This window comes from Nocardia sputi, from assembly GCF_023501985.1.
On the sequence record NZ_JAMFLC010000014.1, the window covers coordinates 112,720 to 137,707 of the forward strand.

At 69.1% G+C, this 24,988-nt stretch carries 23 protein-coding genes and 1 tRNA gene; 10 read left to right on the forward strand and 14 right to left on the reverse strand.

Annotation, left to right across the window (positions count from 1 at the left end):
• Positions 1 to 148: 148 nt before the first annotated feature.
• Positions 149 to 619, reverse strand: coding sequence for a DUF4307 domain-containing protein (locus M8859_RS18875; RefSeq protein WP_159927651.1), 471 nt, complete (start codon positions 617 to 619; stop codon positions 149 to 151).
• A 102-nt stretch (positions 620 to 721) separates the two neighbouring features.
• On the opposite strand from M8859_RS18875, the gene mca reads away from it, so the two are divergent.
• The 3 genes from mca to M8859_RS18890 all read left to right on the forward strand — a co-directional run bounded on the left by mca (position 722) and on the right by M8859_RS18890 (position 3,350).
• Positions 722 to 1,606 (forward strand): mycothiol conjugate amidase Mca, encoded by an 885-nt coding sequence (gene mca / locus M8859_RS18880; protein WP_223520780.1) that lies wholly within the window; start codon positions 722 to 724, stop codon positions 1,604 to 1,606.
• Positions 1,603 to 1,881 carry a hypothetical protein gene (locus tag M8859_RS18885; RefSeq protein ID WP_159927649.1) on the forward strand — a complete coding sequence of 93 codons (279 nt, stop codon included), beginning with the start codon at positions 1,603 to 1,605 and terminating at the stop codon, positions 1,879 to 1,881. The genes mca and M8859_RS18885 overlap by 4 nt, the downstream gene beginning before the upstream one ends.
• Positions 1,882 to 2,039: 158 nt before the next feature.
• Positions 2,040 to 3,350, forward strand: a complete 1,311-nt coding sequence (locus M8859_RS18890) for an FAD-binding oxidoreductase (protein WP_249644615.1) — start codon at positions 2,040 to 2,042, stop codon at positions 3,348 to 3,350.
• 61 nt (positions 3,351 to 3,411) lie between these two features.
• Here the strand turns inward: M8859_RS18890 and M8859_RS18895 are convergent, their stop codons facing one another.
• The gene (locus M8859_RS18895) at positions 3,412 to 5,013 is read right to left on the reverse strand and encodes a TROVE domain-containing protein (RefSeq protein ID WP_195070967.1); all 1,602 of its coding nucleotides are present in this window, start codon (positions 5,011 to 5,013) and stop codon (positions 3,412 to 3,414) included.
• Positions 5,014 to 5,679: 666 nt separating this feature from the next.
• Positions 5,680 to 5,748, reverse strand: a tRNA-OTHER gene (locus M8859_RS18900).
• A gap of 175 nt (positions 5,749 to 5,923) precedes the next feature.
• On the opposite strand from M8859_RS18900, the gene M8859_RS18905 reads away from it, so the two are divergent.
• Entirely contained in the window at positions 5,924 to 6,499 is a 576-nt protein-coding gene (locus tag M8859_RS18905; protein WP_159927643.1) for a TIGR03086 family metal-binding protein, read from the forward strand.
• Positions 6,500 to 6,817: 318 nt separating this feature from the next.
• Here the strand turns inward: M8859_RS18905 and M8859_RS18910 are convergent, their stop codons facing one another.
• On the reverse strand, positions 6,818 to 7,558 hold the full coding sequence (locus M8859_RS18910; protein ID WP_249644616.1) for a hypothetical protein: 741 nt from the start codon (positions 7,556 to 7,558) through the stop codon (positions 6,818 to 6,820).
• Positions 7,559 to 8,043: 485 nt separating this feature from the next.
• A complete protein-coding gene (locus tag M8859_RS18915; protein WP_159927639.1) occupies positions 8,044 to 8,346 on the reverse strand; it encodes a hypothetical protein in 303 nt (100 codons plus the stop codon).
• Between the two features lie 383 nt (positions 8,347 to 8,729).
• On the opposite strand from M8859_RS18915, the gene M8859_RS18920 reads away from it, so the two are divergent.
• Positions 8,730 to 10,781: a thioredoxin domain-containing protein gene (locus tag M8859_RS18920; RefSeq protein WP_249644617.1), complete on the forward strand. Its 2,052-nt coding sequence runs from the start codon at positions 8,730 to 8,732 to the stop codon at positions 10,779 to 10,781.
• Positions 10,782 to 10,907: 126 nt separating this feature from the next.
• On the opposite strand, the gene M8859_RS18925 is transcribed toward M8859_RS18920, so the two are convergent.
• Together M8859_RS18925 and trhA are read right to left on the reverse strand one after the other, a co-directional pair.
• A complete protein-coding gene (locus M8859_RS18925; protein ID WP_159927635.1) occupies positions 10,908 to 12,527 on the reverse strand; it encodes an adenylate/guanylate cyclase domain-containing protein in 1,620 nt (539 codons plus the stop codon).
• A 315-nt stretch (positions 12,528 to 12,842) separates the two neighbouring features.
• A complete protein-coding gene (gene trhA / locus M8859_RS18930) occupies positions 12,843 to 13,640 on the reverse strand; it encodes a PAQR family membrane homeostasis protein TrhA (RefSeq protein WP_372492919.1) in 798 nt (265 codons plus the stop codon).
• A gap of 112 nt (positions 13,641 to 13,752) precedes the next feature.
• Here trhA and M8859_RS18935 point away from each other — a divergent pair, with 112 nt between their 5' ends.
• Together M8859_RS18935 and M8859_RS18940 are read left to right on the forward strand one after the other, a co-directional pair.
• Positions 13,753 to 14,532: an isoprenyl transferase gene (locus tag M8859_RS18935; protein ID WP_159927633.1), complete on the forward strand. Its 780-nt coding sequence runs from the start codon at positions 13,753 to 13,755 to the stop codon at positions 14,530 to 14,532.
• Between the two features lie 60 nt (positions 14,533 to 14,592).
• Entirely contained in the window at positions 14,593 to 15,201 is a 609-nt protein-coding gene (locus M8859_RS18940; RefSeq protein WP_249644618.1) for a hypothetical protein, read from the forward strand.
• A gap of 6 nt (positions 15,202 to 15,207) precedes the next feature.
• On the opposite strand, the gene coaA is transcribed toward M8859_RS18940, so the two are convergent.
• On the reverse strand, positions 15,208 to 16,140 hold the full coding sequence (gene coaA, locus M8859_RS18945) for a type I pantothenate kinase (RefSeq protein ID WP_159927631.1): 933 nt from the start codon (positions 16,138 to 16,140) through the stop codon (positions 15,208 to 15,210).
• A gap of 181 nt (positions 16,141 to 16,321) precedes the next feature.
• Between coaA and M8859_RS18950 the strand changes: the two genes are divergently transcribed.
• Complete coding sequence (locus tag M8859_RS18950; RefSeq protein ID WP_159927629.1) at positions 16,322 to 17,521, forward strand: DUF885 domain-containing protein; 1,200 nt, start codon at positions 16,322 to 16,324, stop codon at positions 17,519 to 17,521.
• Between the two features lie 502 nt (positions 17,522 to 18,023).
• Here M8859_RS18950 and M8859_RS18955 read toward each other — a convergent pair.
• Positions 18,024 to 18,482, reverse strand: coding sequence for a PaaI family thioesterase (locus tag M8859_RS18955; protein WP_321209833.1), 459 nt, complete (start codon positions 18,480 to 18,482; stop codon positions 18,024 to 18,026).
• A 93-nt stretch (positions 18,483 to 18,575) separates the two neighbouring features.
• On the opposite strand from M8859_RS18955, the gene M8859_RS18960 reads away from it, so the two are divergent.
• Positions 18,576 to 19,154 (forward strand): TetR/AcrR family transcriptional regulator, encoded by a 579-nt coding sequence (locus M8859_RS18960; RefSeq protein ID WP_159927627.1) that lies wholly within the window; start codon positions 18,576 to 18,578, stop codon positions 19,152 to 19,154.
• Positions 19,155 to 19,276: 122 nt separating this feature from the next.
• Positions 19,277 to 20,572, forward strand: coding sequence for a serine hydroxymethyltransferase (glyA, locus tag M8859_RS18965; protein WP_159927625.1), 1,296 nt, complete (start codon positions 19,277 to 19,279; stop codon positions 20,570 to 20,572).
• A gap of 96 nt (positions 20,573 to 20,668) precedes the next feature.
• On the opposite strand, the gene M8859_RS18970 is transcribed toward glyA, so the two are convergent.
• From M8859_RS18970 to M8859_RS18990, 5 genes are all read right to left on the reverse strand, one after another.
• On the reverse strand, positions 20,669 to 21,409 hold the full coding sequence (locus tag M8859_RS18970) for an ESX secretion-associated protein EspG (RefSeq protein WP_195070970.1): 741 nt from the start codon (positions 21,407 to 21,409) through the stop codon (positions 20,669 to 20,671).
• Positions 21,406 to 22,593 (reverse strand): hypothetical protein, encoded by a 1,188-nt coding sequence (locus M8859_RS18975; protein ID WP_195070971.1) that lies wholly within the window; start codon positions 22,591 to 22,593, stop codon positions 21,406 to 21,408. The genes M8859_RS18970 and M8859_RS18975 overlap by 4 nt, the downstream gene beginning before the upstream one ends.
• Positions 22,594 to 22,611: 18 nt before the next feature.
• Positions 22,612 to 23,202, reverse strand: a complete 591-nt coding sequence (locus M8859_RS18980) for a DUF3558 domain-containing protein (protein WP_308221211.1) — start codon at positions 23,200 to 23,202, stop codon at positions 22,612 to 22,614.
• Positions 23,199 to 23,585 carry a hypothetical protein gene (locus M8859_RS18985; RefSeq protein ID WP_159927619.1) on the reverse strand — a complete coding sequence of 129 codons (387 nt, stop codon included), beginning with the start codon at positions 23,583 to 23,585 and terminating at the stop codon, positions 23,199 to 23,201. The genes M8859_RS18980 and M8859_RS18985 overlap by 4 nt, the downstream gene beginning before the upstream one ends.
• Before the next feature lie 202 nt (positions 23,586 to 23,787).
• The gene (locus M8859_RS18990) at positions 23,788 to 24,984 is read right to left on the reverse strand and encodes an FAD-dependent monooxygenase (RefSeq protein ID WP_195070974.1); all 1,197 of its coding nucleotides are present in this window, start codon (positions 24,982 to 24,984) and stop codon (positions 23,788 to 23,790) included.
• Positions 24,985 to 24,988: the final 4 nt, after the last annotated feature.

Below are 24,988 nucleotides of genomic sequence, written 5' to 3' on the forward strand. Positions count from 1 at the left end.
TCACAAGCCCGAACCGTCAGCGCTGGCCGCCAATGCAGCAAACACGGCTCCGAGCCCCGGAACCGTGTATCACGCCATTTTAGCATGATTCACAAATGTGCAGGTCGGAGTTGATTTCGTGGGCACGTCGCCGGTCGACGCGCGGAAATCAGCCAGCCCGCAGATAGCCGGGCACCTGATCGCTGCACGCGTACACACTGCCCGACGCCGGTCGCGCCGACGAGCGCACCACGGTGGTCAGCTCGACGGTGCCGCTGCCCGACGGCTCGATCAGCACTTCACGGCGGCCGAGTTCGGAGCCGTCGCGCGCCATCGCGCGGACGAAACACACCACCGGCCGCTCGGGGTCGGCGCGGGTGACCTTGAGCCGGATGGTCATGGTCGAGTCGTCGACGACGACGTAGCCGAGCTGCTCGGCCTCGATGTCGTCCGGCCCGTACTTCTGATACCCGAGGTAGGCGACGCCCAGCCCGGCGAGCACCACGACCACGCCGAGCGCCAGCGCGACCCAGCGGCGCGGCTTGCGGGGCCGGATGCCGTACCGGTCGGCCGGGGGTCGGCTCGGGGACGCCGCCGCGGCCTTCGCGTCACCGCCGGTTTCCGGCGCGGGCTGGCTCATGGTGGTCGCTCCCGGGGGGTACGTCGGAACAAATGTGGGTCGAATGGAACTATAGGTAACGAAGCCCCGACAGCCGCGACCGAGAGCGACGGTGAACGAGACGTGAGTGGCCTTCGCCTCATGGCGGTGCATGCCCACCCAGACGACGAATCCAGCAAGGGTGCCGCGACGACCGCCCGCTACGCAGACGAGGGACACGACGTCCTCGTCGTGACGCTGACCGGCGGAGAGCGCGGAAGCATCCTGAACCCGGCCATGGACACCCCGGGCGTTCTGGAGCGGATCCACGAGATCCGCCGCGAGGAGATGGCCGCCGCTGCCCGCGCGCTCGGTGTTCGCCAGCACTGGCTCGGATTCGTCGACTCGGGGCTGCCGGAGGGCGACCCGTTGCCGCCGCTGCCCGAGGGCTGCTTCGCGCTGGTTTCGCTGGAGGAGGCCACCGAGGCCCTGGTGCGCGTGGTGCGCGAGTTCAAGCCGCACGTGATGACCACCTACGACGAGACCGGCGGCTACCCGCATCCCGACCACATCCGCTGCCACGAGGTGTCGATGGCGGCGTTCGAGGCGGCGGGCGACCCGGAGCGCTTCCCCGACGCGGGAGAGCCGTGGACGCCGCTCAAGCTGTACTACGACCACGGGTTCAGCATGCGGCGGATGGAGGTGTTCTCCGCGGAGTACGAGCGGCTCGGGGAACCGTTCCCGCTCCAGGAGTGGCTGGACCGGATGCGCCAGTACACCGCGGAGCGCGGTGACATGATGTCCCGGATCACCACCCAGATCGAGTGCTCCAAGTACTTCCCGCAACGCGACGACGCCTTGCGCGCGCACGCGACGCAGATCGACCCGAACGGCGCCTTCTTCGCCATTCCGCTGGAGATGCAGCAGCGGCTGTGGCCGACCGAGGAGTTCGAGCTGGCCAAGACCCGGGTGCGCACCGAGCTGCCGGAGACCGACCTGTTCGCAGGCATCGAGGACGAGCGGTCGTGACACTGGTCCTGCTCGCCCAGACACCCGGGACGCCGACCGGCCCCGAGTTCGGCAAGGCGTCACCGCTCGGTCTCGTCATCGTCCTGCTGCTGCTCGCGGGCACCTTCCTGCTGATCCGGTCGATGAACCGGCACATCAAGGGCCTGCCCGCCACGTTCGAGCCCGAGCACCCCGAACCGGACCAGGAGGCCGACGAGGGGACCGAGCACGGCATCACCCGGCGTGCCGAGGAGTCGAAAGGCGCTGACTCCGAAGGGCGCGCCGAATCGACTTGACCGGGGCCTCGCCCCGCTGACCTGCGTGTTGTTACCTTTCCGCGCTCTCTTTCGTCAATGAGGTAGTCGCGGCACGATCCACTGCCCGTCCCTGTGACGGCGACCCCGGATTCGTTGCCCGCGTCTCCTTTCGAACACTGAGAGTCGAGGACAGAGCGATGACATTCGACGAACTGCGGGCCGAGCTGCCCGGCCGTGTGCTGGTGGCCGGTGACGAGAGCTTCGAGACCGCGGCCCGGCCGTGGACGACGACGGTCGAGCAACCGGTGGCCGCCGTGGTGCGGGCAAACGATGCCGACGACGTCGCGACCGTGCTCCGGTACGCCGGCCGCGCGGGCGTGCCGGTGGTCACCCAGCCGACCGGCCACGGCGCCTCCGGTGGGGTACCGGAGGCGATTCTGCTGCGCACCGGACAGTTGGACGGCATCGAGATCGACGCCGAGCGGCGGGTGGCGCGCGTCGGCGCGGGGACGCCGTGGGGCCGGGTGCAGGCTGCCGCCGCCAGGCACGGGTTGACCGGCCTGGCGGGCAGCAACCCGGTCGTCGGCGTGACCGGCTACACCCTCGGCGGCGGCATGAGCTGGTTCGGCCGCAAACACGGCTGGGCCAGCGACGCCGTGCGCGCGTTCGAGGTCGTCGACGCCGCGGGCGCCCGGCGACGGGTCACGGCGGAGGACGATCCGGACCTGTTCTGGGCGCTGCGCGGCGGCGGAGGCGACTTCGCCGTGGTGACCGCGCTCGAGTTCGACCTGTTCCCCGCACGGGAGCTGTTCGGCGGCCGCGTGCTCTGGCCGGAAACGCGGATACGCGAGGTCTTCGACGTCTTCCGGGAGATCACCGCCGCCGCGCCGGAGGAGCTGACCGTGTGGTTCCAGCGCCTCCAGATCCCGGACGCACCGCCCATGGTCGGTGTGGACGCCGTCTACCTGGGCGACCCGGATCGAGGACGCGCCGCGCTCGCGCGGCTGGACGCCATCGGGAATCCGATCCTGGACAAGCGCGGCGTGTTCGGGGCCGCCGACATCGGTGCCGTCACCGCCGAACCCACGAACCCGAGCCCGTCGCTCTCCCGGGCAGAGCAGCTCACCGATCTCGGCGACGCCGTGGTCAAGACTCTGATCGATGAACCGGTCGCCCCGCTGGCCAACGTGCAGATCCGTCACCTGGGCGGCGCCTTCGCCGAAGGCAGGCCGGACAGTGGCGTACGCGGCCCGATCGCCGAGCCCTACCTGCTCTACTGCCTGGGGCTGGGGCTGCCGCATCTCGCCGAGGCGGTCAAGGCCCGGCGCATCGCCATCGTGGACGCGGTGAGCGGGCAGATCAGCGGCCGTAAGCCGTACACGTTCCTGACGCCGGACGAATCCGCCGCCGCCGCTTTCGATTCGGCGACGCTGGCCCGGCTGCGCGAGATCAAGCGCGCCCGGGACCCGCACGGCGTCATCCGGGCCAACTACCCGGTGCTCGATTGAACCGGCAAGGCGACCCGCGGCAACGGGGCCGAGACCGGTGTGGTCTCGGCCCCGCCGCCGTTCAGAACGGCCAGTCGGCGTCGCGGCCCGCCTCCAGCAGCGGGATCATCCGGAACGCCGCGTCGGTCAAGCCCCCGAAGGTGTGCCGGTCCGGGGTGCCGCCGGGGGCATGCCCGTACCGGTATCCCGCCAGGTTCCAGGTGTAGAGCGGCACCCGGGCGGGCAGCGCACGGCCGACGTCGCCGTCGTGCGCCTGCTCGTCGGTCAGGATGACGACCCGGTCGTGACCCGCGTAGTGCTCACGCACCGCCCCGGCCGTGTCGGTACCCCAGCCGAGGAAGTAACCCTCCTCGCGCCAGCGCCGTACCGCACCCAGCACCGGCTCGGCGCGCCGCTGCGGGAACACCCGGCTGCCGGGCTGGGTGCGGCCCTGCCACGTGCCGCCGCTCGAGTAGGACACCACGTCGGCCCGAGCGCAGCGCCGGGCCAGCGCGAGGGCGAACAGCGCGGCGGCGTCCCAGCGCGCCAGCGAGCCGTCCTTGGCGAATCCCGCCTGCATCGAGCCCGAGGTGTCCACCAGCACCAGCGTCCGCCCGGACAGCGCGGGCACGGCGGCCAGCGAATGACCGAGCGCCTGCTCGAGCGCGTGACCCCAGCGCAGCGACGGCGCGGCCCGGTACGCCGACAGGAACCGCATCGGCAGCTGCCGCGAACGGGCCACATGTCCGGGATCGGCGAGTTCGGCGGCCACGTCCGCGGCCACGGCGTCGCTCACCCCGGCCTGGTCGAAGTTGCGCAGATTGCGCAGCTTGGCCATGTAACCCATGGTCGGAACGAGTGCCTCCCACACCGTCGCGTCCATCGGGCCCTGGAGCCAGCCCGCTACCGCCTCCCAGGTCATGCCCGCCGCGCGCAGCGTGGCACGAGCCTGCTCGGGGTCGTCGAACAGCGCGCGGCGCTGCTCGACCGGGCGGGCCATCAGCTCCGCACGGGCCCGCAGCACCGCCAGGGCGGTGGGCGGTTCGGTCTCGCGGCCGTACCGCCGATCCAGTGCGTGTGCGAACAAAGCGCCCTGCCACGACTTGCCGTCCGCGGGAGCGGGATGGGTCAACTGGAGCACGTCGGCGAACCGGAAGGAGCGCGCGGCGCTGTCCCACTTGAGCAGGGCGCGCTCGTCGTACAGCCGCCGGACGGCGTCGGCGACGCCGCGCTTGACCGGCTTGGGCACGGCCCGCCCATGTGTCGCGATCCAGTAGGCGAGCAGTTCCCCCGGCTCGTCGGCGCGCTGCAACACCGAGTCGATCACCTGCCGCGACATCCCCGCCGCGTCCGTGTCCAGGCGCGCCTTGGCGAACTCGGCGGCGCCGACGATCGCGGCGCTGCGCATGTTCGCCTCGGTGCGCAACCAGCGCAGGAAGCGGGCGGTCCACTCGGGGGCGGTGATCGTCGCCTGGTGCACCAGCGCGGCGTAGCGATCGTCGCGCTCACCGGCGGACTCGTAGAAGGTGTGCTCACCGACCATGTTCGTGACGGCCAGCAGGAACAGCTCGCTCTGCGGCGTGCGGGTGTATCCCGCGCCACCCTCGAAGGTGCGGCCGGTCGGACGGGTCTCGCTGGTGACCGGTGAGGTCGCGCCGGGGCGCGCGCGGTTGAACTTGCTCATGGATTTCCCCAGATGTACGTCGGGGACAGGCGCGGTGTCCGGCCCGAGGTCGAAATCTGCCGCGGCGCTGTACCGGTCGACGCAGGCATGGTGTGGCCTGCTCGCGGAACCAGCCGTGTAGCCGCACCGGGCCGGTGCGTGCGATGCCCCCCGAGATCGATGATTTGCCTGCGGAATTCCCGAAATGGCGTGGTCGAGAAGTAGCCGCCGACTTCGCACCGGGAGGTGCGATGGAGTTGTGGCGCGCCCGGTGGTTCCCGGGTGCACCGAAACTGTAGCGAGACGAATTCGATTGCCGCACCCCATTTTTTGCGAGCACGATGTCCGAGGAAAAGCGGCGACGGCCTGCTCGCCGTATCGAGCGACCGAAATGGTTTCGGCAGGAGTTGAACCCGAAGTAGCCGTTGCCTGCGCACCGGACATGCGCCGTGCGTCACTGCGAGGAGCCGGCCCGAGGTCGAGTCGACCACGAAATATGCCCTTCGTGCTTGCCGATTACACTACTGCCTCCTGGCAGTCCGGATTCGAACCGGAACTTCCTGGCCCCGAAGTAGCCGCGGTACGCGCACCGGGCGGGCTCGCACGCGAATGAATCACGTTGCGCACCCGAGATAGAGGTCGGCGACGGAACGTACCGCTCTGCCGATTGAGCTACCGGACCGTGTGTGGTCCGGGCGGGACTCGAACCCGCAACCTGTCCATTAGAAGTGGAAGTAGCCGTTGCCTGCGCACCGGGTGCACCGCTCACTGTAGTGGCTGCGGCGAGACTCGCGCATCCGATTATTCCGCGGCGATGGCGGGAAGCACACCGCTGGCAACTATTTCGGCACAAAATGGTGTTCGCATTGTCGCGCGCCGGTCGGAGTCCTGTGTTACCAATTCAGCCAAACCGCACGACCGAAGGATGCTCATGGACAATGTGATCGGACAGATCGACCGCGCACTGGACGCGACCGGAGCGATCGTCGCCGCCGTGGAGGGTGCGGGTCTGGCCGCGCCGACGCCGTGCCGGGATTGGGACGTCCGTGCCGTCCTCAACCACACCGTGGGGGGTATGCACATCTTCGCGGCCGCTCTGAGCGGCACGAACGCAGGCGCCGAACACGCATCCGACTGGCTCGGCGGGGATCCGCAGGGCGCGTACGCCGCGGCCGCGGAAGTGGACCGCGCCGCATGGCACCGGCCGGACGCGCTGGACGGCACGGTGGGCGTCGCACTCGGGGAACTGCCCGGCCCCGCGGCGGCACTGGTGCATCTCACCGAGATTCTCGTCCACGGAGTCGACATCGCGGTGGCCATCGACCGGCCGGATCTGGCCGACGACGAGCTGTGTGGCGAACTGCTCGCCACCATGCAAGCCATGGGCGGCATCGACTCCTTCCGCGCGCCGGGCGTCTTCGGGCCCGAGGTCGTCGTCGCAGACGATGAGCCGGCACACCGCCGGTTGCTGGCGTACGTGGGGCGTGAGGTGCTTACGCGGACATAGTCCATCCGGCGAGTCGGCAAAGTATCGCGCGGAATTCGGCCGCCTCCGCACGGCATGTTGAGCGCCCGAGGTCTGGGCGGCGACGGAATACCGGCTCGAGCGAATCGAGCCCTACGGGTCTGGAGACCCTGCCTTGGACAGCTCTGCCGATTGAGCTACCGGATCGCTTGCGATCCGGACGGGATTCGAACCCGCAACCCGTCCATCGAATACGGAAGTAGCCGTTGCCTGCGCACCGGGCGCGGGTAGGACTGTAGCCGGTCGGCTCGGAAGGGCGCAGCTCATTTTCGCCGCGCCGTGTACCGGCCGGCGCGATCCCTACAGCCGAGCCAGGTCCTGCAATGCGTCGAGACCGGGCAGCTCCTGCGCGGGCACTCGGACGCCGATCACTCCCGACAGGCGATCCTCGGGCATCTGCCGGCATCGATCGAGTGCCTCGAGCCGTGCCAGCCCCTCCTCGTAGGCACGGCTGAGCCACAGATGCCACAGACCGGCAGCGATCTCGCCGGTGCGGCCGGAGGAGATCCGCGGTAGATAGTCGGCGGCGTCGTCGGCAATGGACGCCCAGAGATATCCGATGACTGCGCCGTCCTTGCTGACAGGAAAGAATCGGACGGCGGCATTCGTGTCTGTCGGATACCGCGGCAGCGGGCTACTGATCAGTGGCCCCCAGCCCTGCGAGCGGTCGGCAGGGGTGCCGTCCGGGAACATGCCGTCCTGAATCAGCGGGTTCGGCGGCGGTGGGCCACCCGGGTTCACGATTTCGTAGAGCTCGGCGAGGGTGGCGGCGTGCTGTTCGACGGAATCCGCTGAAATCGCGCCGCCTTGTGGATGTTCCGGTGCGCCGATCCACTGCCGGACGGCTGCTTGTGCTAAAACGCCTCGCTCGTAGGCGAGCGCCAGTCGCTCCGCCCACACGTCCGCGCTCCACAACGACGGATCGGCGAAAGGGGCAGAGAGCCCTTCGCCGGAACCGGGCCGCAGTTTCCGGACGAAACTCGCCGCGTTGCTCGCGGTGGACGCCCACAGGTATCCCAGTAATTCTCCGCGTAGCGTCACCGGCAGGTAGAAGACCGCCTGCCGTGTCCACCGTCGTATCGGCCCCCTCGGTGGGGCCGGAGCGAAGCCTCCGGGAGCGCCGGGCGGTGCATAGAATTCTCGGTGGCTGCCCTGAAGCGGGCTGCGGGGCTGTCGCAGTGTCGGTGCGAGGGGTGTCGATCGAATGGTAATAAGTTCGCAGCTCGCCGGGCGCGAGATCGTTCTCGGGCGTATCGGGTCCGAATCCCTCGTTGAATTTCGGATTGCTGTCGACAATTCTTTCTTCCCGTGGAAGGGCATCCCGGGCTCGCACTTCCTCGGCGACTCGCCGGTCGATCTCGTAGAGCTCTTCGAGCGAGATCCCATGCGGGCGGCGAGCTTCTTGTCGATCTCCCGCTGCTCCTCAGGATTCGGGGACTGTCAGAAAGGTGGTTTCGACATTTCCTTGCTCCGATGGTTTCCGGACGCTTCTCGGCGGTAGACGGTCACTCGAGGCGTCGAACGAATCATTCGTCACCGGCCGCCGAGCGCCGACGCGCGGTCTCCTTGGCCTCCCGAACGTAGAGATCGTCGTCCCAGGAGATGTCGTCGTGCTCCGGCGGATCTCCTTTCCAAGAGAAGAACCACTCGATCCATTCCTCGCTCGGCAGCTCACTGGCCGCCGCGCCGGCTACCGCCAGACGGCGCGAGAACTCCTCGGCCGCCGCGCGATCCACCACTTCGAAACGGTCCCAGGTCTGATGATCCGCCGTGAATCGCACAACCCGGCCGGGATCGTACTGCCATGCCTGGAGCGCCTGATTCCACACGAGCGCATCGTCGGACTCGTCGGTGGTGACGAAGATGGTGAACGGCCAGACCTATCTGCCGCTCCTGGTCGATCGCCTCCTGGGTGGATTCGGACGGCACACCCATCCGTGTTCGGACGGGATCGTCTCGAACCGCTGGCCCGGGGAAATCTGAATCGGTGAGCCTCGAACGCCGCGCGGGTCGCCATCTCGGCCGTGACCAACTCCGGCGTACGGATCAGCATTCCACCGCCACTGTTCCCGCGGCGGCGGTGTGCGTCGGGCTCGACCGGCCCTCAGCGTCGGCGCGACGAAGTCCTCTCCCGCGGCCTCGGCGGCTTTCGGAGTCGAGACCCCGGCCCGTGCTGCCCGCGTGGCGCGAGGAAGGGCCGTACGGTGGAGCCATGAACAGGCTCGGAAAGGCGACGTCTCCGTACCTGCGCCAGCATGCGGGCAATCCGGTGCACTGGCGGGAGTGGGATGCCGAGGCACTGGCCGAAGCGCGTGAACGGGACGTGCCCATCCTGCTCTCGGTCGGATACGCGTCCTGTCACTGGTGCCACGTGATGGCGCACGAGTCGTTCGAGGACGCGGCCACCGCCGAGCAGATGAACGCGCACTTCGTCTGCGTGAAGGTCGACCGGGAGGAGCGGCCCGACCTGGACGCGGTCTACATGAACGCCACGGTGGCGATGACGGGTCAGGGCGGCTGGCCGATGACCTGCTTCCTGACCCCGGACGGCGAACCGTTCTACTGCGGCACCTACTACCCGAAGCTTCCGCGCGGCGGTATGCCGTCGTTCACACAGTTGCTCACCGCGATCACCGAGACCTGGCGCACCCGGCGTGACGAGGTGAACCAGGCGTCCGCGCAAGTGTCGGCGGCGCTGCGCGAGCAGACGGCGGGCCTGCCCGACACGGATCTGACGATCACGCCGGAGCTGCTCGCCCATGCCGTCGCCGCGGTGCTGCGCGATGAGGACCACGAGCACGGCGGGTTCGGCGGCGCCCCCAAATTCCCGCCGTCGGCGCTGCTGGAGGGCCTGTTGCGGCACTGGGAGCGGACCGGTGACCCGGCGGTGTTCGACGTGGTCTCCCGAACCGCGGAGGCGATGGCGCGCGGCGGCATCTACGACCAGCTGCGCGGGGGCTTCGCGCGGTATTCGGTCGACGCCGCGTGGGTGGTGCCGCATTTCGAGAAGATGTTGTACGACAACGCGCAGCTGCTGCGGGCCTACGCGCACTTGGCCCGGCGCACCACATCGGTGCTCCCGGAATCGTTGTCGGAGCGGGTCACCCGGGAAACCGTACGATTCCTGCTCGACGACCTGGGGACCGCACAGGGCGGCTTCGCATCGGCTTTGGACGCCGACACTCATCTGGAACCCGGCAAACCCGGTGTAGAAGGCGCGACGTACGTCTGGACGCCCGCGGAACTGGCCGGCGCGCTCGGTTCGATCGACGGGGGCTGGGCGGCCGAATTCTTCGGCGTCAGCACCGCCGGGAACTTCGAGCAGGGCACCTCGGTGCTGACCAGGTACACCGAGCCCACCACTGCCGAGGAAGGTGCGCGCCTGGAACGCGTGCGAGCGGCGTTGATCGCCGCCCGCGACCGCCGACCGCAGCCGGACCGGGACGACAAAGTGGTGTCCGCCTGGAACGGCATGGCGATCACCGCGCTGGCCGAGGCCGCGGCCGCGCTGGACGAGCCGGAGTGGACCGCCGCGGCCATTCGGTGCGCCCGCTTCCTGCTGGCCGAACACGTGGTGGACGGACGGCTGCGCCGCGCCTCGCTCGGCGGCGTCGCCGGCGCCGCGCCCGCGATACTGGAGGATCACGCCTGGCTGGTCACCGGACTGCTCGCGCTGCACCAGGTCACCGGTGAACTCGGCTGGCTGGAAGACGCCCAGCGCCTGCTGGACACCGGGATCGAGCACTTCGCCGATCCGGACCGGCCGGGCAGCTGGTTCGACACCGCCGACGACGCCGAAACCCTCGTCACCCGTCCGCGCGACCCGATCGACGGCGCGACCCCCGCGGGCACCTCCGCGCTCGCCGAAGCCCTGCTCACCGCGGCGGCTACGAGCGACCCCGAACGGGCCGCCCGCTACCGGGAACTCGCCGACCTGACCCTCGAACGCGGCGCGATCGTGCTGGCACGCGCGCCCCGATCGGCGGGACAGTGGCTCGCGGTCGCCGAGGCGGCCTTGCGCGGTCCGCTCCAGGTCGCCATCGCCACCGAGTCGGTCTCCCGCCCGACCGAATTGCTCGCCACGGCACGGCAGGCTGCCCCCGGCGGCGCGGTCGTCCTCGCCGCCGCCCCGAACGCCGTCCCCCTTCTGGCGGACCGGCCTTTGGTCGGCAATGCCGCCGCGGCCTACGTCTGCCGCGGCTCCGTCTGCGACCTTCCGGTCTCCACCGCGGACCAGCTCCGCACGGCTCTGCAGCGGAACTAGCGGAGACGGGCGGGTCTGTCGCGGTCGGGCTTCCCGTCGACCGCGGTCGACCGGCCGGACGCCTACCGGTCGCGCGATGACCGCCGCGTCGTCGCAGCAGCCGTGCGGCTACCGCTGTCGGAGCCGTCAGCGCCGAGGTCGGGCATCGATCTCGGTGTCGGGCGCCGGTGCGGCAGTGTGAATTTCGATCACCGGGTTGGTGTCGGGCGGCAGGTCGCCGCTGTCGAGCTGATCGGTGCCGTTCGCGGCGGGGTCGGGGTGGGCGTCGGAGGTGTCGATGTCGGTCCAGCAGGTCGTCGGCTCTTTCATGCCGCGCAGCACGATGGTGTCGTAGAAGGTCCATTGCGCGCGTTCGTGTTCGGCGGCCGCGTCGATCACCGCTTGGCTCACCAGCACGCGCCGCGGCACTTCCTTGGCCGCCGTGGTGAGCCGAGCCGCCTCGTTGACGGCGTCGCCGATGACCGTGAACTCGAGCCGGGTGTCGGAACCGACGTCGCCCGCGAAGACCGGTCCGCGCGCCACGCCGATCCCGATGTCGAGCTCGCCCGTGGCGATGACCTCGTCCCGGATGCGGCGCGCCGCCCGCAGGGCCGGGGTCGCGTTGTCGCGCAAAGCGATCGGCGCTCCGAAGACGCACAGCGCCGCGTCGCCCTCGAACTTGTTGACCAGGCCGTTGTTCTCCTCGGTCGCGGCGACGACGATCGCGAGCAATCGGTTGAGCTTGTCCACGAACTCCTGCGGCGGCAGCCCGGTGGACAACTCCACCGAGCCGGTCACGTCGACGAACAGCGCCGCCACCTCACGCACGTCACCGGTGAGGTCCGCTCCGCGGGCGAGCGCGCGCTCGGCGACCTCCGTCCCGACATGCCTGCCGAACACTTCCCGCATCCGCTCCCGCTCGCGCAGGTTCGCGGCCAGCTCGTTGACCGAATGCTCCAGCCTGCCGATCTCGCTGGTGCTGCCGATCGGCACCCGGGCGCCGAGGTCGCCTTGGGCGATGCGATCCAGCGCGCGGCGCAGTGTGCGCATCGGCGCGGCGACGGAGCGGGCGAGGAAGGCGGTGGCCAGTGCGCCGACGCCGATGCCGACCGCGGAGAGGTAGATCCCGGTGCGAACCCGGTCGGGTGCGGCCGCGGCCGGGTCGGCCAGTACGACGATCAGCATGAGCAGCGGAAGCGCCGCCGCCACCGCCCAGGTCAGCACGACCCGCACCAGCACCGAGGAACTCCAGTGCATCGTCCAGCCGAGCACCCTGGCCACCACCGGAATGGTGGGCCGGATCAACCGGTCCACGATCAAGAAGGTGACCGCCGCCGACTCGAAGGCGCCGATCGTGAACAGCGCCGCTGTCACGCCGGGGTCGTTGTCCGGGCTCAGATGCGCGAAGACGGCGGTCGCCACGATCACGCCGGGGATCCACAGCGCGAGCGCGCGCACGCTGATCACGACGGGCAGGTGCAGCAGGCGTCGCGCCTCCGCCTCGGTCGGCTTGCGCGCGTCATCGAGCCAGCCGAAGTACACCTTCCGGTCGCGCACCGCGAGCACGATGCCGGCCAGGAACCCCACCGCCGGGTAGATGCCGACGAAGGCGAGCGCCCGCGGCCAATCCGTGCCCAACCTGCCCAGAAAGCCGTTGAGCGCGAGCTGGGTGACGATCACCGCGAGGCCACAGAGATTCGCCGTGGTGACCAACACGGCCAGACCTGCCCGTGCTTTGAGCGCCCAGACGACGAGCTTGGAGATCATGAGGTTCGCGACCCCGATGGACGACGCGCGCCGACGCCGAGCGCAGGCACCGAGCGCGGCAGACTCCGCGCGGCTGCCGGACGTGGCAGGGCGATGCCGCGCAAGGCGGCGACGAAGAACACGAACGAGCAGCATAGAACCAGGACACTCGGCACAGGCGGTTTCCCGGTGGTCTCGCCCGGCTGGTCGGGTGACCGATCCGCACCGCCGTCCACAGGCGCCCTCGGCGGCTCACTATCCGGCCCCGATCCGAGCGCATGCCATCCCATCGCGCGCGCCGCCCCTCTCGTCCGACCTCCCCTCGACTCTATGCGCTCAGCGCAAGACGACGAGCCAGACCGCCGCGTAGTGGGTCAGTGCCGCGAGCACCGTGGCCGCGTGGAAGAACTCGTGGTGGCCGAAGACGGCCGGCCACGGGTTCGGCCATTTGGTGGCGTAGAGGATCGCTCCGCCGCTGTAGATCAGACCTCCGATCAGCAGCAGGATCAGCGGCGCGATGCCGATCTGGTTGTTCAGCTGCCCGGCCACCGGCACGATGGCCCAGCCCAGCAGCAGATACAACGGAACGCCGACCCAGCGGGGCGCGGTCGGCCACAGCAGTTTCAGCGCCACACCGGCCAACGCCCCCGCCCACACAACGGCCAGCAGCGTCTGCCCCGTACTTCCGGGCAGGCCGAGCAGGGCGAAGGGGGTATAGCTGCCCGCGATGAACAGGAAGATCATCGAGTGGTCCGCTCGCTTCATCCGGATGCGGGCGCGAACGGTCGGCCAGGTCACCCGGTGGTAGATCGCGCTGATGCCGAACAGCCCGCACACGGTGAGCCCGTAGACCAGCGTCGACCAACCCGCGGTCGCCGACACCGTGGCGGAGTGGGCGATCAGCACGACGGCCGCGATCGCGGCGACGGCCACCGCCCAGGTGTGGATCCAGCCCCGCATACGCGGTTTGACCAGCGCCTCGGCGAGCGCTTCGCCCGCGGAACCTGGGGCCGGTGTGACCGGTGCCGTGTCGGCGGAGCCGACGGATTCGGACACGAGTACCTCCTGATGGGTGCGACCGGACGACGTCGGTGCGTGGCCCCGCGCCGGGCCGGGTGACGATGAGGCGGCCACCCACTGAACCTGCCAGTAACCTACGCAACCGTAACTTGCGAGCTTATGGCCACTGTACCGGCGTATCGCGGTCGATGCCGGGATCGTGTCACCGAGGCGTAGGGTTGCCCGCGTGGAACTTCCGAGTCAGGTGCGGGGTCTGCCGTATCGCATCTACGAGGCCCGGCTGTCCAGGCAGCTGGCCGGCAAAGAGCATCCCCGGCACGTCGCGGTGATGTGTGACGGCAATCGCCGGTGGGCCCGGGAGAACGGTTTCACCGATGTCAGCCACGGCCATCGGGTCGGCGCGCTGAAGATCGCCGAGCTGGTCGGCTGGTGCGCGGCCGCGGGCATCGAGATGGTGACCGTCTACCTGCTGTCCACCGAGAACCTGCAGCGCGATCCGGACGAACTGGAGACGCTGTTCGAGGTGATCACCGACGTGGTCGAGGAGCTGTCGGCGCCGGAACAGGACTGGAGTGTGCGCATCGTCGGCTCGCTCGAGGGCTTCCCCGAGTTGATCGCCAAGCGGCTGCGCACCGCGGCCGAGCGCACCGACGGCCGCAACGGTGTGCACGTCAACGTCGCGGTCGGCTACGGCGGCAGACAGGAGATCACCGACGCGGTGCGCTCGCTGGTCCGCCAAGAGATCGCCGCGGGCGAAACGGGCGAGGACCTGGTCCAGTCGATCACGGTGAACGCGATCGGCCAGCACCTCTACACCTCCGGTCAGCCGGACCCCGACCTGGTTATTCGCACCTCCGGCGAGCAGCGGCTGTCCGGGTTCCTGCTGTGGCAGAGCGCATACTCGGAGATCTGGTTCACCGAGGCGTACTGGCCGGAGTTCCGTCGGGTGGATTTCCTGCGGGCGCTGCGCGACTATGCCGCGCGCCATCGCCGTTTCGGCGTCTGATTCGATCTTGGAGGGTGAATCGGGCTAAACGGTCGCCCTTCTCGCGTACCGTGCGGTCTCATGAGCTCCTTCGACCACCGGACCGCCGGAGCCGCCGGAGCCGTGCAGCACGGGCCGGGCGACTCGATCAGCTATGCGGAGTTCGGTAGGCGCTTCCTGGAGTACGCCGCCTCCGAGGAGCGCATCGCCGGCGGTTTCGACCAGTTGACCGGCACCGCCTTCGATCTGGGGCCGATCGGGGTCGGGCCGGCCCGGCTGGCCAAGGTGACCGCCCGGGTCCACCTCGGCCAGGCACGGCTGCGCCGCCACGACGACGAGACGATCAGTTTCGAGATGATCATCCCGCTGGACATCGACCTGCTGCTGGACCTGGCGCTCGACCGGCACCGATTCCACGTCGAGGGAACCGTGCACCTGCACCTGACGGTGCGTACGGCCGCGCCCCTGCGCGTGGTGATCGATATCGCCGAGCCGCTGCCGGGTGACGTGCGCGTCGATGTCGCCGCCGCCACCAAGCGCGCGCAGCTGCTGCGCACCCTCGCCGGCGTCGATCACGAGATCAGGCGTTTCGTCGCCCGCTATATCTCCACCGAAATCCGTAAACCGCACATAGCCGCGGTTCGTGATATCGATGTGGCCCGGCGGCTCGATGAGGCGTGGAAATTGTAAGCGGAATCACAATTTCCGCAGCCGCAACCGGTTGATGGTGTGATCGGCGTCCTTGCGAAGCACCAGGGTCGCCCGCGGCCGGGTGGGCAGAATGTTCTCCACCAGATTCGGGCGGTTGGTGTTGTTCCAGATCTCCTGCGCGGTGGCGGTCGCCTGCTCGTCGGTGAATCGGGAGTAGTGGTGGAAATGCGCGTTCGGATCGGCGAAGGCGGTGTTGCGCAGCGTGAGAAACCGTTGTACGTACCACTTCTCGATGTCCTCGATGCGCGCGTCGACATAGATCGAGAAGTCGAACAGGTCCGACACCATCAGCCGTGGACCGGTCTGCAGCACGTTCAAGCCCTCCACGATCAGAATGTCGGGCTGGCGCACGCAATGCAGCTTGCCCGGCACGATGTCGTAGGAGATGTGCGAATACACCGGGGCGCAGACTTCGGCCGATCCGGATTTCACCTCGGTGACGAATCGCAGCAGCTTGCGGCGGTCGTAACTCTCCGGGAAACCCTTGCGGTGCATGATGCCGCGCCGGGTGAGTTCCGCGGTGGGATAGAGAAATCCGTCGGTGGTGACGAGGTCGACCCGAGGGTGATGATCCCAGCGGGCCAGCAGCGCCTGGAGTACGCGCGCGGTGGTGGACTTGCCGACCGCGACGCTGCCCGCGACGCCGATCACGAATGGTACCTGCTGGTCGGGGTGGGTTTCGCCGAGAAAGGTAGCGGTCGCGGCGAACAGTCGCTGGCGCGCGGCGACTTGCAGATGGATGAGACGAGCGAGCGGAAGATAGACCTCCGCGACTTCCTCGAGATCGATCTGTTCCCCGAGGCCGCGCAGCCCGATCAGTTCTTCCTCGGTGAGCACCAAAGGAGTCGACTTACGCAGGGTTCGCCACTGTTTCCGGTCGAATTCCACGTATGGACTCGGCTCGCTCATTCGTGCCACTTACCCGACACTCCGTTTCGGCAAACACGCACAGTTACCGTGCGGATCCGGTGAGATTCGGTCTAGCTGTCGCCGCATAGCCGAATTCTGCTCCGCGTCAACATCGTGGGATGACCGGGGTGCCGGTACCGGTCGGTAACCGACTCGATGACGCAGGTGTGAGCCGCTAATGTCGGCTGGCATGGAAGCGCATCCGCTCGTGACCGAATACCTGCGGCTCGGCCTCGCCTTCGATCGGCTGGAGGAGGGGTTCGTCGACGCCTACACCGGCGATCCGGCCCTGCGCCGGGAAGTTGAGAACGCGCCCGCGCCGCAGCCGCGTGAGCTGGCTCGTCGGGCCGCGGAGTTGCGCGCCGCGGTGCCGGAGGCCGGGTTGGCGTCGCAGCGCGCGGAATTCCTCGACGTGCACCTGCGAGCACTGGAGTGTTCCGGACGGAAGTTCGCCGGAGACGACATCGGCTTCGTCGAGGAGGTCCGCGCCTATTTCGACGTCGACATCGCGCCCGGCGACGTGGACGACTACCGCGACGCGCACCGGCAGATGGACGAGGTGCTCGCCGGGGACGGTCCGCTGGCCGAACGGATGGCCGCGCATCGCAAGGCCGACGAGATCCCGCCGGAGCGCCTGCCGGTCTGCGTGGAGGCGTTCTCCAGCGCGCTGCGCGAGCTGGTGCGCGCCCGCTACCCGCTGCCCGACCACGAACACGTCACCTATGAGGTCGTCGGGGACAAGCCCTGGTCCGGCTTCAACTATTACCTGGGCAACTACCACTCCAGGGTCGCGATCAACTCCGACCTGAAGCAGCACATGGCGCACCTGCCGCAGCTGATCGCGCACGAGTCCTATCCGGGCCATCACACCGAGCACTGCCGTAAGGAGGCCGGGCTGGTCGCCGCCGGGCAGGCCGAGCAGACGCTGTTCCTGGTGAACACGCCGCAGTGCCTGATGGCCGAGGGGCTCGCCGATCTGGCGCTGCGTTCGATCGTCGGGCCGGGATGGGGCAAGTGGGCGCAGGAGATCTACGCGGATCTCGGATTGCGCTTCGACGGCGAACGAGCCGAACGGCTTTCGAACGCCTCGGCCAAGTTGCTGGGCGTGCGGCAGGACGCCGCGCTGCTGCTGCACGACCGAGGGCGCACCCACGACGAGGTGGCGGAGTTCTTGCAGACCTGGAGCCTCACGACGCCGGAGCGGGCGCGCCAGTCGCTGCGATTCCTGTCCTCGCCGCTGTGGCGGGCGTACATCTCGACCTATGTCGAGGGGTATCGACTGCTGGGCGGATGGCTCGATCGCGCGGCCGACGCCGACGATCGGGCGGATCGATTCCGCAGGCTGCTCGACGAGCCGCTGACGCCGGGCGCGGTGCGCGCCGCGGCGTGAGCGCGACGGCAGCCGGGTGCGGCACGCCCTACTGGATCACCGCGCACCCCTGCCCGCCCGCGGAGATGCTGCACAGCAGCAGTGAGAGGGTGCGCAGCAGCGCCTCGACCGGGGAGTTGGGTACCGAGACCAAGCCGACCATGTTCGTTCCTTCGTCAGGTGATCGTGAACTGTCACCAGGGAAACCGGTCGGCGGGCCACTTCTCGTTACCGCTTGTAGAGCCCCATGAATCAGGGTCACGCCGTCCGGGCGCACTTCCGGAGGGCGCGGTCGGGCCTCGTGCGCGGGCTCAGGTCCGCGAAGGTGAAGGACGCCGTGATCGGGTCGCTCCCTGTGGCTTTTTCATTCGTTTGGTGACAGTGGCGGCAACGCGCCCTGTCGCGAAGGTGCGCGAGCGGGCCATCGCGTCGTCCTCGGGCACGAACGCGGCCGCCCCGGTGCGCCAAGGGCTGCCCTGCCGCGGCCGCACGTGTGGGTCGGCGGCGACAGTACTTCCTCAATTCACTGCTGCGCGCGGAAGATGACGCACGTGGTGGTGGCGTGCGCGACCAACCGGCCCTTCTCGTCGACCACCCGTCCCTCGGCGGTCGCGGTGGTGCGCCCGACGTGGATCGTGGTGCCGGTGGCGGTGAGGCGTTGCCCATCGGTGGGCACCGCCCGGATGTAGTTGATCTTCAGCTCCAGCGTCGTGTACCCGACGCCCGGCTCCAGCGTGGTGTGCACCGCGCAGCCCATCACCGAGTCGAGCAAGGTGGCGCAGATGCCGCCGTGCGTGGTGCCGAGCGGGTTGGCGAAGTCGGGCCGGGTGCGCAGCGCGAAAACCACCTTGCCGTGCTCGAGTTCATCGACCTCCATGCCGAGCATGTCCCCGATGAAGGGCGGGCGATCCGCCCTGGTCATGGCGGTGCGCAGCAGTTCGAGACCGGACAGCTGAGCCAGGTCGACCGTGGCTTCGGACATCAATCCCATCCTTTCGATGAACCGATCGGTCCACATCTGAGATGATTGGAGCATGGACCGATCGGTTCACGCAACCGTGGGCAAGGAGCTCGCATGACCGCAGGGCCGCGCACCAGGCTGATCGAAAGCACCATCGAACTGGTGCGGGAGCAGGGCGTGCACGCCGCCGGACTGGCCACTCTGCTCGAACGCGGGAACGTTTCGCGCAACTCGCTCTACCAGCACTTCCCGGCGGGCAAGAGCGAGTTGGTCGAGACCGCCACCCGGGTGGCGGGCGCCCGGATCGGTGAGGTGATCGACAAGGTCACCGCCGCGCCGCCCCGGGGCTGGTTCGATGCGCTGCTCGGCTGGTGGGTCACCGCGCTGGAGAAGACCGGCTATCGCGCCGGGTGCCCGGTCCTCGGGGCGGCGCTGGCCGAGTCCGAGCCCCGGGTGCAGGCCGCCGCGGGCGAGGTCTTCGGCGCCTGGCACGACCGGCTCGGCGCGGCGCTCGTCGCCGCGGGGATGTCGGCCGAGGAAGCGCGCTCGTTCGGCAGCTTCGCGTTGAGCGCGATGGAGGGCGCCATCGTCCAGGCGCGCGCCATGAAGTCCACTCGGCCCCTGGAAGACGCGCAGCGACATCTCACGGTGCTGTTGGAGAGCTACCTCCCCGAGGACGGCGCGTCCCGCTGAGCGTCCGACCGTGCCTCGCGGGCGTGTCGCGCGTCACGACGGGCGGCACGAAGCGCCCATGGTGACCGAGCGGGATGAACCCCCTGCTCGAGGGCGGGCCTCCCGGCCCATAGACTGAGGCCGTGACGCAGACGACCGCCTCTGTCAATTCCCAGTCTCTCGGTGAGCTCGATCCGGAGCTCGCTGCCGCGATGGCAGGCGAGCTCGCCCGCGAACGCGACACGCTCGAGATGATCGCCTCCGAGAACTTCGTGCCGCGCGCGGTGCTGCAGGCGCAGGGCAGCGTGCTCACCAACAAATACGCCGAGGGCTACCCGGGGCGGCGCTACTACGGCGGCTGCGAGCACGTCGACGTGGTGGAGACCTTGGCGCGCGACCGTGCCAAGGAGCTGTTCGGCGCGGAGTTCGCCAACGTGCAGCCGCATTCCGGCGCGCAGGCGAACGCCGCGGTGCTGATGTCGTTGATGAACCCGGGCGACAAGCTGCTCGGCCTCGACCTCGCGCACGGCGGTCACCTCACCCACGGCATGCGCCTGAACTTCTCCGGCAAGCTCTACGAAGTGCACTCCTACGGCGTGAGCAAGGAAGACCACCGCGTCGACATGGACGAGGTGCGCGAGATCGCCTTGCAGGCGCGTCCGAAGGTGATCGTGGCGGGCTGGTCGGCCTACCCGCGCCATCAGGACTTCGCGGCCTTCCGCTCGATCGCCGACGAGGTCGGCGCCTACCTGTGGGTGGACATGGCCCACTTCGCCGGTCTGGTCGCCGCCGGTCTGCACCCCTCGCCGGTGCCGTACGCCGACGTGGTGTCCTCGACCGTGCACAAGACCCTCGGCGGTCCGCGCTCCGGCCTGATCCTGGCCAAGCAGGAGTACGCCAAGAAGCTGAACAGCGCGGTCTTCCCCGGCCAGCAGGGCGGGCCGCTCATGCACGCCATCGCCGCCAAGGCCGTCGCCTTCAAGATCGCCGCGGGCGAGGAGTTCAAGAACCGCCAGGAGCGCACCCTGTCCGGCGCGAAGATCCTGGCCGAGCGGCTCACCGCCGCCGACGTCAAGGACAAGGGCGTCAGTGTGCTCACCGGCGGCACCGACGTGCACTTGGTGCTGGTCGACCTGCGCAACTCCGAACTCGACGGCCAGCAGGGCGAGGACCTGCTGCACGAGATCGGCATCACGGTCAACCGCAACGCCGTCCCGTTCGACCCGCGTCCCCCGATGGTCACCTCCGGCCTGCGCATCGGTACCGCCGCCCTGGCCACCCGCGGCTTCGGCGACACCGAATTCACCGAGGTCGCCGACATCATCGCCGGCGCGTTGGCCGGTAACGCCGACCTGGACTCGCTGCGCGCCCGGGTGAGCAAGCTGGCCAGGGACATTCCGCTGTACGACGGCCTGGAGGACTGGCGTCTGCTCGGCTGACCACGCGACCTGCTTCGCGCCTCCGAGCTGCTCGTCGAAGGTGCGAAGCAGGAACCGCAATTGCCTCAACCTACGAGCAGACGCGGCGATCCGGAACTACCGGTCCATGCGCGCTTTGGCCCGCACGATCGATTCGTCCAAGTAGCGAGCGATATCGGCGCTGGTACCGGGGCGGATCATCAGAGCGCGGTTGGCGGGCACCTCGCAGTAACGGCCGTCGGGCGTGTCGATCCAGCGTAGGCGGCCGGTGCGCATCGGTTCGGCGTTGCGCGGACCGAGCAGCACGGCAGCGGTACCGCGGGTGGTGCACTTCTGCCGCCAGAAACGCCGATAGCGTTCTTTGGCCTGGCTGGCGGGCGCGTTGCCGAACAAGTCGGTGCGATCGTCGTTGAGATCATCGAGCAGGAAGCTCTTCTCACCGACCGTTCCGGCCGGGGTGTCCGGCAGCAGTCGCACCAGTTCGGTGGCGAGCTGGTCGATTCGGCAGCGGCGCAACTTGATCCGCCCGCCGTCCGGCGCAGGCGATTGCACGGCGAGCACACCCGAGCCGGTGCGCGTGCCGCAGGCGACGGCGCGCAGTTCGACGCCTTCGCGCGTGTTGTCGTAGCCGAACAGTTCGATACGCCAGTCGGGGCCGGCCAGCGTGGTGATCGCGCTGCGCAGCGGCAGCCGTTCGTCACGTCCCAGCTCGGCACGGAACTGCCGCTGATACGCCTGGTACTCGCGCAGGCCGGGGAACCGGCTGGTGAACCGGAACGGGAAGGGCATCCGGTCGAGGCCGGTCCCGAACCATGCCGCGGCGAACTGCTCGGCCGACAGTGACCACTGCGCCGTCATTTCTCCCCCAGCGCGGGCGGCACGGTCGGTTTCACCTCGCCGAGCAACTCTTTCGCGTGCTCTTCGGTGCGCAGATACTTCGGCGACTTGTGCTCGTCGTCGTCCGTGCGCCTACCGCGCAGCCCCGGCGGGATCATCCCCGAATAGCCCGGGGCGCCCGGCGTGCCAGGGCGTCCCGGCGTGGTGGAGGGCGCGTTCGCCGCCGCCAGGGCGGTGGGTTGGGCGGGCCGTGACGTGCCCGATCCCGCTTCACTGCCCGCGGCGCTCGGAGTTCCGGCCGCACCGGGCATGCCGGGCCTGGTCGGTGTGCCGTTCGGCCTGCCATCGAACGACGTCGCCGTGACGGCGGCGGGTGCGGTCGGCAGCGGCGTGGTGGACGCGAACGGCGCGACCGGGGTCGATGTCGGCGTCCTCGTGGTGGATGCCGGAGTGGTGGTGGTCGCGTCCTGGGACTGCGAGACAGCCTGCGCCGTCGTCGTTTCCGGAGTGGCCTCCGTCGACGCCGTCCGATCGTCGGGCACGCCGTCCTCCTCCACGCCGCTGGGGGAGGGGGTGTCCGCGGAAGCGGGCTCGCCGCCGGAGGAGGACGTGTCGGTGGGCCGGGTGTCGCCCACCGGCTGCGAACCGACGTTCGTGCCCACCGCCGTGCCGGTGCCGGTCTCGACATCCGTCGGTGTGGTGGCGGCGGGGCTGACCGGAGGCGGCAGCGTGGGGATGGCGGGCGCCGTGGCCCCGTACGGCTGGATGTACTGGGTGTTCATCTCGTCGCGGGCCTGCTCTTCCCGCGTGTTGCGTTGTTCCGGATCGGCCGGGCCACCCGACGAATCCACCAGATCGGGCACCGACACCTTGAACTTGGCCGCCGCGTCCGCCGCCGACGACAGCGGCACACTCTGCGCGCTCAACGCCTCGCCGAATTCACCGACCCGCGCCGCGTACTCCCGCATGCCGCGGACCGCACTGTCGGCAGCCGCGCCCTCCCAGTGGTGTTCCACCGCCTTCTTGATCGCGTTCTCGAACTGCTGCCCCGCGTTCGTGACCGCCGCGGCGATGGCCGACCACGCGGCGAACGCACTGTCGAGCGCGGCCGGATTCATCGTGTCGGCCGCCTGCTTGATCTCCGCGTGCGAGAAACTCTGCGCGTTCTCCGGATCGGTGATCGCGCGGCCGTCGGTCTGTCTCATGCTCGCTTCCCCCGGTGTTCAGCTGCCCGCGGGCAGCAGCGGTGCGACTGCTCGGGCGATATCGGTGGCGTTGTCACACGGCGATAGTTTGCGTGGGTGCTTGCCGCTCGGATCATCGACGAGGATGTACAGCGAGCCGTTGTACAACTCCACATTGACCGTGCAGCCACCCGGAACGTCGGGACGAGCTTCGTACCGCAGCGCATCCCGACTGCCGACCGGGATACCCGTGGCCGCAGGGAATTTCTCTTTCACCTGATCGAGCGTCCCGTTGGTCGTCTGGATCGTGAAGCTGTATCCAGCGCGCGCGACATACCGGCAGCCCTTCCAACTGATTCCGCCCGTGCTGTTCTGCTTCGGTGCGGGTGGCAGCGCGTCCCACTGGTGTTCGGCCAAAAACTGTGCTGTGAGGGCATTACAGGGATCGAATGTCGTCGCTGGTCCCGCAGCCGAGTTCGGTCCGGAGCCGGTGGCATCCGGTCGTGCCGTAGCTGTCGCGGATCGTGTCGGTGCAGTCTCGGCACCGCATCCGGTGACCAGTACCGCCAGCATCGCGACGGCTACGAGACTCGCTTTCAGCCAACCGCTTACGTGCGCACTGCCGGTCATACGCGGAGTTCCCGCATCTTGGCCGCGAACTCGGCGTCGGTGCGCTGGTAGGTGTCGCTGATGGCCTTGAACATGGCTCGTATTTCCTCGGCGACGGTGATGTAGTCGCTCAACGTGTCGTAGGCGTTGTTCGGGCCGCCGAAGGCTTTCTCCCGGAACAACCGGACCAGTTCTACCGCCGACGAAAGGCGTGGATTGTCCTCGCCCAACCCCCACTGCGTCTTCTCGCCGAGATCGCGAGCGTCCGCGCGGGCGCCGGTGAGCTGGTCGATCAACTCCTGGCACGCCTGGTCGATCTCCACGAACCCCTGCGGGTCCATCCGCACCTGCAATGCCCCGGTCTTCGCAGCCTCGATGTGCCCGGGAAACGGGCTGTCCGCCATCGTCGCCCCTTCCGTCAGTGCCGTCTGACCTTATAGACGCGCCACATCTCGCTCCGGTTCCATCGAAACACAGCCGACCTCGCGGGTGCGCCCCGTCGCGCCACTCGTCGCCGCCGGCATAACCGTCGCGAGCTGGGCTGTTGTGCCGAAACGCGCGTGGGTGCGACGAATCCGATTCCCTGTCAAGGCTGCTGACGGACGGTCAGCGCGCGCCCGCCGCCCCGAGCAGGGCGGGGTAGTCCTTCAAATCGATGTCGTTCGCTGCGTTGTCACCGTATTTCATCATCAGCGTGAACAGCCGGGAACCGAGGAACCGGTTCCGCATCCTGATGCCACGCGCGGTTTTCGGCGCCAGGAAACGACCGGCGTTGCTGTTGCCCGCGATCTTCGCGTAGCGCTTCATGATCTCGTCGTAGCGGGCGAAGGCCACGGTGTGATCGCCGTCGGCGCAGGCCAATTCCCCCGCGATGACGTACGCGCCGACCACGGCGAGTCCGGTGCCGAATCCGCCGAGCGTGTTGCCGTACGCGGAGTCGCCGACCAAGGCGACCCGCCCCTTGGTGTAACCGTCGGCCATGCGGACCTGACCGAGCGAATCCAGGTAGACATCATCGAATTCGGTCATGTCGGCGAGCATCCGCGGCACTTCCCACCCGATCCCGACGTAGGTCCGCGCGAGGATACGTCGCTGGGCCGCGCTGTCGTCCCTGGCGTAGTCGAGCACGGGGGAGGCGAACATGTACATCTGCTGTGCCTTCGGGCCGCCGCTGATCGCGAGTCGTCCGGGAGCGTTGTGGGCGTGGGCGACCGCCCGTTCGCGAGGGCCTGTCGCCTCGCCGCTCCACGGGCTCGCACCCGCGACGGCGTAGTAGTAGCCCAGGTGTTTCACGAAGTCCCGCTCGGGCCCGAAAGCCAGCCTGCGTACCCGCGAATGGATGCCGTCGGCGCCGAAGACGAGGTCGAAGGTGCGGGCGGGCGCGCGCTCGAATTCGACGTGCACGCCGGTGGCGGTCTCGGTGAGGGCGGTGATCGAATCGCCGAACAGGTATTCGCAGCGGTCGGCGGTGCGGCGGTAGATGATCTCGGAGAGGTCTCCGCGCAGGATCTCGACGTCGCCGCCGGTGAAGTCTCCCGACAGGACCGCCAGTCGTGAGCCCTGCTCGTCGACGAAGACCATGTCGGTGGTGCCGGTCCTGCGCCGCTCGACGTCGTCGAGGATGCCCATCCGCGTCAGCACGGTGCGGTGTGTACTGCCCTTGAAATCGACGGCCTGACCGCCGGGCCGCAGCGCCGGGGCGCGCTCGACCACCGTGACCGCGAAGCCGTAACGGTACAGCCAGTAGGCCAGCGACGGTCCGGCGATGCTCGCGCCGGAGACGAGAACGGTGGTGTTGCGCATGGGG

Coding starts and splice junctions, on each gene's coding strand:
- M8859_RS18875 (WP_159927651.1), bottom strand. CDS start 619: ATGAGCCAGCCCGCGCCGGAAACCGGCGGTGACGCGAAGGCCGCGGCG.
- M8859_RS18890 (WP_249644615.1), top strand. CDS start 2,040: ATGACATTCGACGAACTGCGGGCCGAGCTGCCCGGCCGTGTGCTGGTG.
- M8859_RS18895 (WP_195070967.1), bottom strand. CDS start 5,013: ATGAGCAAGTTCAACCGCGCGCGCCCCGGCGCGACCTCACCGGTCACC.
- M8859_RS18905 (WP_159927643.1), top strand. CDS start 5,924: ATGGACAATGTGATCGGACAGATCGACCGCGCACTGGACGCGACCGGA.
- M8859_RS18920 (WP_249644617.1), top strand. CDS start 8,730: ATGAACAGGCTCGGAAAGGCGACGTCTCCGTACCTGCGCCAGCATGCG.
- M8859_RS18925 (WP_159927635.1), bottom strand. CDS start 12,527: ATGATCTCCAAGCTCGTCGTCTGGGCGCTCAAAGCACGGGCAGGTCTG.
- M8859_RS18940 (WP_249644618.1), top strand. CDS start 14,593: ATGAGCTCCTTCGACCACCGGACCGCCGGAGCCGCCGGAGCCGTGCAG.
- M8859_RS18950 (WP_159927629.1), top strand. CDS start 16,322: ATGGAAGCGCATCCGCTCGTGACCGAATACCTGCGGCTCGGCCTCGCC.
- M8859_RS18955 (WP_321209833.1), bottom strand. CDS start 18,482: ATGTCCGAAGCCACGGTCGACCTGGCTCAGCTGTCCGGTCTCGAACTG.
- M8859_RS18960 (WP_159927627.1), top strand. CDS start 18,576: ATGACCGCAGGGCCGCGCACCAGGCTGATCGAAAGCACCATCGAACTG.
- M8859_RS18970 (WP_195070970.1), bottom strand. CDS start 21,409: ATGACGGCGCAGTGGTCACTGTCGGCCGAGCAGTTCGCCGCGGCATGG.
- M8859_RS18975 (WP_195070971.1), bottom strand. CDS start 22,593: ATGAGACAGACCGACGGCCGCGCGATCACCGATCCGGAGAACGCGCAG.
- M8859_RS18980 (WP_308221211.1), bottom strand. CDS start 23,202: ATGACCGGCAGTGCGCACGTAAGCGGTTGGCTGAAAGCGAGTCTCGTA.
- M8859_RS18985 (WP_159927619.1), bottom strand. CDS start 23,585: ATGGCGGACAGCCCGTTTCCCGGGCACATCGAGGCTGCGAAGACCGGG.
- M8859_RS18990 (WP_195070974.1), bottom strand. CDS start 24,984: ATGCGCAACACCACCGTTCTCGTCTCCGGCGCGAGCATCGCCGGACCG.